Consider the following 10,703-nt stretch of genomic DNA (forward strand, 5'->3'; position numbering starts at 1 on the left):
GCAAGCGCTTACATTATGAGAAACGACTCATTTCCGGATGCCGCGCCGCCGCAGGCTGTGGTGGAAGGTGTCTCCGCGCAACCGCTTGCACTGCGGTTAGGGACCACCCGTTGCACGACGAAACACGTCATTCGCGGCGAGACAGCGTCCGGCAGACAGGGTCTTGTCGCCGATCCGACGCTTCACGAGTCTGGGCGGGCGCGCCGCCGATCCCGGGGAGTTCAGCTGCTGCGCGATCGCCGCGCGATGCCGATCACGATGAGCGCCAAACCCACCAGTGCGACGATCGGACCGATGACCGCCCACAGCGTCGAACCGGTCATCGCCGAACCGCCGAGCATGCCGAAGCCCTGCAGCGCCCACACCGCCCCGACGAGCACGAGGACAGCACCCAGGACCACAAACAGCCACATGCGCTTCACGCGCGACACGCTAGTGCAGCCTCGGCCGCGCAGCCACCCTCAGCCCCGCTCCTCCGGCTTCCCGTACGTGCTGCGCTGCTCGATCACGGCGAGCGTGCAGCGCGAGATGCAGGCCAGCCGCCCGGCGTCGTCGACGATGCGCACCTCCCACACCTGCGACCGGCGGCCGATCGCCGCGGGCGTCGCCGTCGCGGTCACCCACCCGGCGAACACCGGGCGGATGTGGTTGGCGTTGATCTCCTGACCGACGACGTGGAAGCGCTCGCGGTCCACCGCCAGGTATCCCGCCCACGACGCGAGTGTCTCGGCCAGCGCGACCGACGCGCCGCCGTGCAGGACGCCCGCCGGCTGGACGGAGCGCCGGTCCACCGGCATCCGTCCCACCAGCGCGTCGTCGCGGACCTCGACGATCTCGATGCCGAGGTTCTCGATGAGCGTGCCCGAGGCCATCGCCGTCAGGTCGATGCCGGCGACGTCCCCGAACCAGAGGCTCACCCCGCGGCTTCCTCTCGGCGCTCGGCGGCGGCAAGCTCGGCCTCGTCGGGTACGTATCCCGCGATGTGGCGCTCGTCGGGGCCGTTGTAGGCCGACAGCGGGCGGATGAGCGCGTTGGACGCGGCCTGCTCCATGATGTGCGCCGTCCAGCCGGTGACCCGCGCCGCCACGAAGAGCGGCGTGAACGTGAGCGTGTCGAAGCCCATGAGGTTGTAGGCGGGACCCGACGGGTAGTCGAGGTTCGGGTAGATGCCCTTGCGGCTGACGAACTCCGACTCGAGGGTGTCGTAGAGCGCGGCGACATCGGCCCGGTCGTAGTGCTCGACGAGCGTGTCGAGCGCCTTCTTCATCGTCGGGACGCGCGAGTCGCCCTTCTTGTAGACACGGTGCCCGAAGCCCATGATCTTGCGCTTCTCGGCGAGTGCCTCGTCGAGCCACGGCCCCACGTTCTCCGCCGAGCCGATCTCGTCGAAGATGTGCAGGACGGCTTCGTTGGCGCCGCCGTGCAGCGGGCCCTTGAGCGCGCCGATCGCACCGACGACAGCCGAGTACAGGTCGCTGAGGGTCGACGTGACCACGCGGGCGGTGAACGTCGAGGCGTTGAAGGAGTGCTCCGCGTACAGGATCATCGACCGGTTGAACGCGTCGACGACGACCTCGTCGGCCTCCTCGCCGAACGTCATCCACAGGAAGTTGGCCGCGTAGTCGAGGTCGTTGCGCGGGGCGATCGGCTGCTGACCGCGGCGACGGCGCTGGCCGTACGCGACGATCGCCGGGAGGACGGCGAACAGACGGATGCTGCGCGCGAGGTTGTCCTCAGCGCTGCCGCTGGCGTCGAGCACCGAGCCGATGCCCGCCATGTCGCGCGCGCCGATCAGGCTCACGGCGGTGCGCACCTCGTCCATCGGGTGGGCGTCGACGGGGACCAGGTCGATGGCGGCGCGCACGTCCGGCGGCAGCGCGCGGTAGGACCGCTCGGTGGCGCGGAGGTGCGCGAGCTCGACCTCGGTCGGCAGCTCGCCGTGCCAGAGCAGATACGCGACCGCCTCGAACGGCTGGGTGGAGGCGAGCTCCTGCACGGGGTAGCCCCGGTACAGCAGCGAGTTCGTCTCGGGGTTGACCTTCGAGACCGCCGTGTAGTCGACGACGACGCCGGCGAGGCCCTTCTTGATGTCGGGTTCGGTCATGACTGCTCCTTCGGGTCAGTGACTCAGCGCTGGATCTGGAAGTTGAAGACGTCCTGGTCGAAGTGGTTGTACTGCTCGTAGTCGATCAGGTCGTACAGATCGGCGCGGTGCTGCATCTCGCCGAGCTTCGAGGTCAGGTGCCCCTCGTCGATGAGCGTATCGAGAGCGCGGGATGCCGCGCCCATCGCGATCCGCAGCAGCGAGACGGGCCAGATCACGATGTTGACACCGGCACTGCGCAGCTGCTCGGTCGAGAAGAGGTCGCTCTTGCCGAACTCGGTCATGTTCGCGAGGATCGGCACGTCCAGCGCGGCGCGCATCGCCTCGAACTCGCCCAGGTCGCGCATGGCCTCGGGGAAGATCGCGTCGGCGCCCGCATCCACCAGCGCCTTCGCGCGGTCGATCGCGGCATCCATCCCATCGACGGCGCGGATGTCGGTGCGCGCCATGATCAGGAAGTTCGGGTCGCGACGCGCGTCGACGGCCGCCCTGATGCGCTTGACGGCGGTGTCCTCGTCGACGACGGACTTGCCGTCGAGGTGGCCGCAGCGCTTCGGGTTGATCTGATCCTCGATGTGCGTGCCGGCGAGCCCGGCGTCCTCGAGCGTCTGGATCGTGCGGGCGACGTTCATGGGCTCGCCGAAGCCCGTGTCGGCGTCGATGATCGCCGGCAGGTCGGTCATGCGGGCGATCTGCTGCCCGCGCCCCGCCACCTCGGTGAGGGTCGTCAGTCCGATGTCGGGCAATCCGAGGTCGGCGGACAGCACGGCACCCGAGATGTAGACGCCTTCGAAGCCCTTGCGCTCGATGAGCCGCGCGCTGAGCGGGTTGAACGCGCCGGGGAACCGGAGCAGTTCGCCCGAGGCGAGCCGCTCCCGGAGCAGCCGCCGCTTCTCGGCGGCCGTCACGCCGGAGTACAGCATCAGAACAGTCCCTTGGGCGCAGGCGCCGCGGCGAGCACGCCGAACTCGGCGACGATCGACAGCTGCTGCACCTCTTCCGGCGTGAGCTCGGGCAGCCGCTCGGCGAGGTCGATGAACCGATCGATCTCCTCGGCGGAGAGCACCGGCTCGGCCAGGATGCGGAACTTGCGGATGTAGTCCGCACGGGCGAAGGGACGGGCGCCGAGGGGGTGCGCGTCGGCGACGGCGATCTCGTCCTCGATGGTCTCGCCGCCCGTGAGGCGGATCTCGACGCGACCGCCGAAGGCCTTCTCGTTCGGGTCGTCCGAGTGGTAGCGACGGGTCCACTCCGCGTCCTCGGCCGTGGTGATCTTCTGCCACAGCGCGACGGTGTCCTCGCGGCCCGCGCGCTCGGGGGCGTACGAGTCGACGTGGTGCCAGCCGCCGTCCTGCAGGGCAACGGCGAAGATGTACGGGATCGAGTGGTCGAGCGTCTCGCGCGACGCCTTCGGGTCGTACTTCTGCGGGTCGTTCGCTCCGGAGCCGATGACGTAGTGCGTGTGGTGCGAGGTGTGCAGCACGATCGACTCGACGTTGGCGGGGTCGGTCAGCTCGGGGTGCTCGCCGTGCAGCTTGCGGGCGAGGTCGATCCAGGCCTGCGCCTGGTACTCGGCCGAGTGCTCCTTCGTGTAGGAGTCGAGGATGCCGCGCTTGGGCTCGCCGGCTTCCGGGAGCGGCACGTCGTACGAGGCGTCCGGTCCGTCGAGCATCCAGGCGACGACGCCGTCCTCGCCTTCGTAGATCGGGCTCGGCGACGTCTCACCGCGCATCGCGCGGTCGACGGCCTCCACCGCCATCTTCCCGGCGAATGCGGGGGCGTGCGCCTTCCACGTCGAGATCTCGCCCTTGCGCGACTGGCGCGTGGCGGTGGTGGTGTGCAGCGCCTGGCCGACGGCCTGGTAGATCGTCTCGACGTCGAGGCCGAGGAGCGTGCCGATGCCGGCCGCCGCCGAGGGACCGAGGTGGGCGACGTGGTCGATCTTGTGCTTGTGGAGGCAGATCGCGCGCACGAGGTCGATCTGGATCTCGTAGCCGGTCGCAAGGCCGCGCACCAGCGCCGCGCCATCGGCGCCGACGTGCTGGGCGACCGCGAGGATAGGCGGGATGTTGTCGCCGGGGTGCGAGTAGTCGGCGGCCAGGAAGGTGTCGTGGTAATCGAGCTCGCGCACGGCGACGCCGTTGGCCCACGCCGCCCACTCGGGGCTCGTGCGGCGGTCGAGAGCGCAGCCGAACACGGTCGCGCCGTTGCCGCCGACCGACACGGCGTGGTCGAGGGCCTGCTGTCGGGCCGCGCTGACGGGGGCGCGGGTGAGGGATGCCGCGGCCACGGCGGCATTGTCGATGACCCGGTTGATGATCATGTCGACGACGTCGGGCTCGACCTCGACGGGATCGGCGGCGACCTCGGCGATGTGCCAGGCGAGCTGCCCCTCGCGCGCGAGGTTCTCATCGCTGCGGTGGACGCGGAGGTGGTGGTTGACGGTCATGATCGTCCTAACTTCAGTGACTCGAGGATGTTCGTGAGCGCGTTGTGCAGGTGCACGTGCGTGGCGTGCGCGGCCAGATCGGCGTCGCGCGCAGCGATGGCCGACGCGATCAGGCGGTGCTCGGCGGCCGAGACCGCGAGCCGGTCGGGATTGTCGCGCGCAAGACGCCGGACCCGCACGAGGTGAGTGCGCACCGTCTTGAGCGCCGCGGTGAGGTACTCGTTGGCGACCGATTCGTCGAGGCGGCGGTCGAACCGGGCGATGAGGGCGTAGTAGGCGTCAGGACCGGCGACGCCGGCGACGTCGGTGCGCGCGAACTCGTCGGCGAGGTCGGCGAAGGCCGCGGCATCCCCCCGCTCGGCGGCGAGCCGGGCAGCGGACTCCTCCAGCGCGCGGCGCACCTCGAAGATCTCGCGGATGTCCCCGGCGTCGATCGGCGTGACGACGGTGACGCGCGGCGACTGCTGGGCGACGAGCCCGTCGGCGACGAGGCGCCCGAGCGCCTCCCGCAGCGGCGTGCGGCTGACGCCGAGACGAGCGGCCTGCTCGACCTCGCCGAGCACCGCACCGGGCGGCAGAGCGCCGTTCTGGATCTCGTCGAGGAGGGTCGCGTACGCCCGGTCACTTGCCCGCATCGTCCGCACCTCCTCGTTCACAACTCGACCCAGTGTATACATAAGGCGATAGAAGGGCGAGCGGATGCCGCATCTCCGGCCCATTCGTATACATAGAGCCCCGCCGAGCGGCAGGTCACAGTGAAGACAATTCACAAATTCGTGAAATGGGTGTAGCTTCCCGGCATGACCACAGTCATTCGCACGAGCGGACTCACCAAGCACTACGGTCGCGTCCACGCCCTCGACGGTCTCGACCTGCAGGTCGACGAGGGGCAGGTCCACGGCTTCCTCGGACCCAACGGCGCCGGCAAGTCCACGACGATCCGCATCCTCCTCGGGCTCGCACGGGCCACCGGCGGAGAGGCCACCGTCTTCGGCGCCGACCCCTGGCGCGAGGCCGTCCGCCTCCACCGCCGCGTCGCGTACGTGCCGGGCGATGTCAGCGTCTGGCCCAACCTGTCGGGGGGCGAGGCGATCGACCTCCTGGCTCGGCTGAGGGGCGCGACACGACACGATGCGACGTATCGCGCGGAGCGCGCGCGACTGATCGAGGCCTTCCAGTTCGACCCGCGCAAGAAGGGCCGCACGTACTCGAAGGGCAACCGGCAGAAGGTCGCGCTCATCGCCGCCTTCGCGGTCGCGGCAGACCTCTACATCTTCGACGAGCCCACGAGCGGCCTGGATCCGCTCATGGATGTGATGTTCCGTCGAGAGATCGCCCGCGTGCGCGCAGCCGGAGCGACGGTGCTCCTGTCGAGCCACATCCTCTCGGAGGTCGAGCAGCTCTGCGACCGCGTCTCGATCATCCGCGCAGGACGGATCGTCGAGTCCGGCACCCTCGCCGAGCTGCGCCACCTCACCCGCACCGAGATCTCGTTCGACGCAGCGGATGCCTCGGCCGCGATCGGCATCGCCGGCGCGAACGACGTGGCGGCCGAGGACGGGAGGGTCCGGTTCACGATCGACAGCGCAGCCGTGGCATCCGCCCTACCCGAGCTGGCTCACCGCAACGCCGTCGGACTGCGTATCGCACCGCCGTCGCTCGAGGAGCTGTTCCTCCGTCACTACGGCGACGAGCTCGGAAGCGCGACCCCATCGGCCCCCGCGCGGGTGCGGGGCACCCAGCTCGAGGACGCGCAATGAGCGGATTCTGGGCGCTGCTGCGGCTGCGTGCACGGCGGGACGCCGTGCAGGTGTCGATCTGGACTCTGGCGGTCCTGATCCTGGCGTACGGGTCGAGCGTCGGCGTCGCCGAGAACTTCGGAAGCCTCGAGGAGCGCACCTCGCTGCTCTCGCTCGCCCTGGCGAACCCGGTCATCCTGCTGTTCCGCGGGCTGCCCTCGGGCACCGCCGAGGGTGCGTTCATCGTGTTCCTCGTGCTTCCCTTCCTGGCGATGCTCGCCGCGCTCATGGCGGCGTTCCTCGCGGTGCGCCACAGCCGTGCCGATGAGGAGTCGGGTCGCGCCGACATGGTCGCCGCGACGCGCGCCGGCCGCAGGGTGCCCTTCGCCGCCACCCTCGTCCACGGCATCATCGCCTGTCTCCTCCTCGGAGCAGCCGGTGCCCTCGGACTGGTGCTGAGCGGGCTCGCCCCCGCAGGCAGCCTGATGACCGGCGCGGCGATCACGGCCACGGGACTGGTGTTCCTCGCGGTGGGTCTCGTGGCCGCGCAGCTGTTCCACAGCTCCCGGGCAGCCAACTCGCTCACCGTCTCGCTGCTCGTGGCGTCCTTCATCATCGGGGGCGTGGGCAACGCACTGGGCACGCCCGACTCCACGCTCACCCGCATGACGAGCAGTGGCCTCGCCTGGGTGTCTCCGTTCGTCTGGGCCGAGAACAGCCGGCCCTTCGCCGACGACGACATCCGCCCCCTGCTGCTCGCCGCGGCCGTGACCGTCGCCCTGGCCGGACTGGCGCTGGCCATGCAGGCGTCGCGCGACGTGGGATCCGGGGTGCTGCCCGCGCGCCGCGCGAAGGCTCAGGCCGGACCGCTGCTGTCCGGCTCCGTGGGGCTGGCATGGCGCCTGAGCGCCGGATCCCTGGTCGCGTGGACGCTCGGCAGCGCGGTGGTGGGGGCGCTCTCGACCTCGCTGGCAACTGTGGTCGAAGAGGTGGGCACCGAGAACCCGTCGGTGCAGGCGATCCTCGAGCGACTCGCCGCTCAAGGATCCATGGATCAGGGGCTGCTCGTGACGTTCTTCGTCATGGCGGGTGTACTCGCAGCGTGCTTCGGCGTCCAGACCGTGCAGCGCGCCCGGCAGGAGGAGACGCACGGCACGGCCGAGGCGGCACTCGCGACGCCGCTCGCCCGCGAGCGCTGGCTGGGCGCGTTCCTGCTCGTCGCTCTCCTCGGCATCCTCGTCATCACAGGCGCCGCGGTCGCCGGGGCGGGGATCGCACTGGCGGCGACGGACGGAGACGGGTCACTGCTCGCCGACGCCCTGGTGGTCGCCGCCGGTCAGACGCTCGCGGCCGCGGTGTTCGCCACGCTCACCGCGCTCATCTTCGCCCTGGCCCCGAGACTGACCATCCCGCTGAGCTGGGGGCTCGTCCTCGTGGCGGCGTGCCTCGCGCTGTTCGGGACGATCTTCGGGATCGACGAGGACATCGTCGCGCTGTCGCCGTTCGCGGCCGTACCCCTGCCCTCGGGCGACGGCGTCGACGGGAACGGCGTGCTGTGGCTGGTGACTGCGGCCGCGGTCGGGGCCGTCGCATCCGTCGTGCTCATGCGCCGCCGGGACCTTGCGCCGGGAGGATAGGTTCGAGACGGGAGGATCCGAATGGGGGACGCACACGCGAATGCCGCGCATCCGGGCGTCGAGGCGGCCGAGCAGGCGGCCGCGATGCTCGCCGCCGCCGGGATGCCGCGCATGCCGGCCCGGGTGATGATGGCGCTGGTCGGCTCACCCGACGAGGGGTACACCGCGGCTGAGCTCGCGGAGCGCCTCGGGGTGTCGGCTGCTGCCGTGTCGGGAGCCGTGCGCTACCTGATCTCGATGCGGCTGATCCAGCGCCTCTCGCGCCCGGGGGATCGCCGTGACCGCTACGACCTGGTCGACGACGCGTGGGGCGGCATGATCACATCGAACTCGCCTCTCTATGCCGCGCTCGCGACTCAGATGGACCGCATCGCCGACGAGAACGCCGACGCCCCCGTATCCGTCGCGCGGGCTCGGGAGATCGCCGACTTCCTGCGCTATCTCACCCAGCGCATGCCCCAGCTCGTGGACGAGTGGCGGGCAGGGTCCGGGTAGCCTTGCCCGAGTGACCGACTTCCCCCGCTACATCGTTGCCACCGACGGCGCCTGCAAGGGCAACCCCGGACCGGCGGGCTGGGCGTGGGTCGGCGAGGACGGGCAGTGGGCGGCGGGGTCGATCCCGGTCGGCACCAACAACATCGGCGAGCTGATGGGGCTGCTCAAGGCCATCGAGGACCACCCCGATGTCGAGAACCTCGTGGTGCAGGCCGACTCGAAGTACGCCATCGACACCTACACGAAGTGGATGGACGGGCACCGCCGCCGCGGCTGGAAGACCTCGACCGGCGCGCCGACCAAGAACGTCGACCTGCTCGAGCAGCTCATCGCGGTGCGCGACGCCCGGCGCGCGACCGGCCTGCCCGACGTCGTGCTCGAGCACGTGCGCGGGCACTCGGGCCATGTGCTCAACGCCTGGGCCGACGAGCGCGCCGTGCGTGCATCCGAGCACGCGGCCAAGGGAGTTGCGAGCGCCTGGTCGTCGCTCGGTGCACAGGATCCGATCGACGTCTCAGTCGCACCGAAGAACGGGCGCTGACCGCGACACGTCTCGTCCCGCTCCGCCCGCTCGAACGACCGGGCACCGAAGAACGGGCGCTGACACCAGCCCTCAGACCCCGGCCTCCGCGAGGTGGGCCTCCAGCGCGTCCAGGGCGGGGCGCTGGCCCTTGACGAGCTTCTCGCGCGCGTCGGGAAGCGGCATCCACTCCGCTCTGTCCACTTCGGGGAACGAGGCCGTCCGGCCCGACCGCGGTGGCCACTCGAGCTCGAACTCGCCGAACTCGAGCCCGTCGAGCGACAGTGCTGCGCCGTCGGCGACGAACACCGTGACGCGCTTTCCCGACGAGTAGGCGAAGGTGCCGAGCTCGGCGTACGGGCCGTCCGGCGGGTCGATGCCGAGCTCCTCGCGGAACTCGCGCTGCGCCGCGTCGAGCGCCGGCTCGTCCCCTTCGTCGAACTCGCCCTTCGGGACCGACCAGGCGCCGGCGTCCTTCGAAGCCCAGTACGGCCCGCCCATGTGCGCGATGAGCACCTCGGGTTCGGGTCCGAGCCGGTAGAGGAGGATGCCGGCGCTGGTGGTCGCCATGGCTCAGACGACGCGCGTCTTCGGCGACACCGTGTAGGTGTCCTCGGGGTCGTCGTAGACGGCGCCGGCGAGCGCGGTGTCGATCGCGGCCATCGTGTCGGCGTCGAGCACGACGCCCGAGGCCTTCACGGTGTCGGCGAGCTGCTCCGGGCGCGACGCGCCGACCAGGGCCGAGGCGACGTTCTTGTTCTGCAGCACCCACGCGATCGCGAGCTGCGGCATCGTGAGCCCCGCCTGCTCGGCGATGGGCTTGAGCCGCTGCACGGCCTCGAGCACCTCGTCCCGCAGGAAGTCCTTGATGAACTGCGCGCCGCTCTTCTCGTCGGTGGCCCGTGAGCCCTCGGGCACCGGCCGGCCGGGCAGGTACTTGCCCGACAGCACGCCCTGCGCCATCGGCGACCAGACGATCTGCGAGATGCCGAGCTCCTGCGCCGCCGGCACGACCTTTCCCTCGATCACGCGCCACAGCATCGAGTACTGGGGCTGATTGGAGATGAGCTGGATGCCGAGTCCCTTGGCGAGGGCGTGCCCCTCGCGCAGCTGCTCGGCCGTCCACTCCGAGACGCCGATGTACAGTGCCTTCCCCTGGCGGACGATGTCGGCGAACGCCTGGAACGTCTCCTCGAGCGGCGTCTCGTAGTCGAAGCGGTGAGCCTGGTAGAGGTCGACGTAGTCGGTGCCGAGCCGCGTCAGCGACCCGTTGATCGATTCCATGATGTGCTTGCGGCTCAGCCCGGTGTCGTTGGCCCCACGGGGTCCGGTCGGGAAGTACACCTTCGTGAAGATCTCGAGCGACTCGCGCCGGCGGCCGGCGAGCGCCTTGCCGAGCACGGTCTCGGCGGCGGTGTTGGCGTACACGTCGGCGGTGTCGAATGTCGTGATGCCGGCATCCAGCGCCGCGTGCACCGTCTCGATGGCCGCCGTGTCGTCGACCTGCGATCCGTGCGTCACCCAGTTGCCGTAGGTGATCTCCGAGACCTTGAGACCGCTGTTGCCGAGATACCGATAGTTGACCATCAGACAACGCTATCGGCGGTGGGATGCCGCGGGGCCGGATCGAACCGGACCGCGATGTCCGTCGGCGAACCTGTCCCCGGCTGCCGCCCATAGCGCTACCTGCGCGCGCAATGAGATAGTGACATCAGCACGACATCGCCCTCCGCGACGGCTCAGTGCCGGGAGGGGTTCA

The 10,703-nt window shown here is 70.3% G+C and carries 12 protein-coding genes; 4 read left to right on the forward strand and 8 right to left on the reverse strand.

Annotated features, from left to right (window positions below; translation table 11 throughout):
• Window positions 1-221: 221 nt before the first annotated feature.
• The 6 genes from H9622_RS04085 to H9622_RS04110 are packed head-to-tail and all read right to left on the reverse strand — an operon-like array spanning window position 222 to window position 5,188.
• Window positions 222-413, reverse strand: a complete 192-nt coding sequence (locus H9622_RS04085) for a hypothetical protein (RefSeq protein ID WP_191765610.1) — start codon at window positions 411-413, stop codon at window positions 222-224.
• A 48-nt stretch (window positions 414-461) separates the two neighbouring features.
• Entirely contained in the window at window positions 462-917 is a 456-nt protein-coding gene (locus H9622_RS04090; protein ID WP_191764480.1) for a hotdog fold thioesterase, read from the reverse strand.
• Window positions 914-2,104, reverse strand: coding sequence for a bifunctional 2-methylcitrate synthase/citrate synthase (locus tag H9622_RS04095; protein ID WP_191764482.1), 1,191 nt, complete (start codon window positions 2,102-2,104; stop codon window positions 914-916). The genes H9622_RS04090 and H9622_RS04095 overlap by 4 nt, the downstream gene beginning before the upstream one ends.
• 23 nt (window positions 2,105-2,127) lie before the next feature.
• Window positions 2,128-3,027, reverse strand: coding sequence for a methylisocitrate lyase (gene prpB / locus H9622_RS04100; protein ID WP_191764484.1), 900 nt, complete (start codon window positions 3,025-3,027; stop codon window positions 2,128-2,130).
• Window positions 3,027-4,553: an MmgE/PrpD family protein gene (locus tag H9622_RS04105; protein WP_191764486.1), complete on the reverse strand. Its 1,527-nt coding sequence runs from the start codon at window positions 4,551-4,553 to the stop codon at window positions 3,027-3,029. The genes prpB and H9622_RS04105 overlap by 1 nt, the downstream gene beginning before the upstream one ends.
• The gene (locus tag H9622_RS04110; protein WP_191764488.1) at window positions 4,550-5,188 is read right to left on the reverse strand and encodes a GntR family transcriptional regulator; all 639 of its coding nucleotides are present in this window, start codon (window positions 5,186-5,188) and stop codon (window positions 4,550-4,552) included. The genes H9622_RS04105 and H9622_RS04110 overlap by 4 nt, the downstream gene beginning before the upstream one ends.
• A gap of 165 nt (window positions 5,189-5,353) precedes the next feature.
• Here H9622_RS04110 and H9622_RS04115 point away from each other — a divergent pair, with 165 nt between their 5' ends.
• Genes H9622_RS04115 through H9622_RS04130 form a run of 4 tightly spaced genes read left to right on the forward strand, consistent with a single transcriptional unit; the run spans window position 5,354 to window position 8,965 of the window.
• Complete coding sequence (locus tag H9622_RS04115; protein WP_191764490.1) at window positions 5,354-6,313, forward strand: ABC transporter ATP-binding protein; 960 nt, start codon at window positions 5,354-5,356, stop codon at window positions 6,311-6,313.
• Entirely contained in the window at window positions 6,310-7,929 is a 1,620-nt protein-coding gene (locus tag H9622_RS04120) for an ABC transporter permease (RefSeq protein ID WP_191764492.1), read from the forward strand. The genes H9622_RS04115 and H9622_RS04120 overlap by 4 nt, the downstream gene beginning before the upstream one ends.
• Window positions 7,930-7,950: 21 nt before the next feature.
• On the forward strand, window positions 7,951-8,424 hold the full coding sequence (locus H9622_RS04125) for a GbsR/MarR family transcriptional regulator (protein ID WP_191764494.1): 474 nt from the start codon (window positions 7,951-7,953) through the stop codon (window positions 8,422-8,424).
• Window positions 8,425-8,434: 10 nt separating this feature from the next.
• Complete coding sequence (locus H9622_RS04130) at window positions 8,435-8,965, forward strand: ribonuclease H family protein (RefSeq protein WP_191764496.1); 531 nt, start codon at window positions 8,435-8,437, stop codon at window positions 8,963-8,965.
• A 72-nt stretch (window positions 8,966-9,037) separates the two neighbouring features.
• Here H9622_RS04130 and H9622_RS04135 read toward each other — a convergent pair whose 3' ends face one another.
• Together H9622_RS04135 and H9622_RS04140 are read right to left on the reverse strand one after the other, a co-directional pair.
• Window positions 9,038-9,514 (reverse strand): NUDIX domain-containing protein, encoded by a 477-nt coding sequence (locus H9622_RS04135; RefSeq protein WP_191764498.1) that lies wholly within the window; start codon window positions 9,512-9,514, stop codon window positions 9,038-9,040.
• 3 nt (window positions 9,515-9,517) lie between these two features.
• Window positions 9,518-10,531, reverse strand: a complete 1,014-nt coding sequence (locus H9622_RS04140; RefSeq protein WP_191764500.1) for an aldo/keto reductase family protein — start codon at window positions 10,529-10,531, stop codon at window positions 9,518-9,520.
• Window positions 10,532-10,703 lie beyond the last annotated feature (172 nt).

Source organism: Microbacterium gallinarum (genome assembly GCF_014837165.1).
GTDB lineage: Bacteria > Actinomycetota > Actinomycetes > Actinomycetales > Microbacteriaceae > Microbacterium > Microbacterium gallinarum.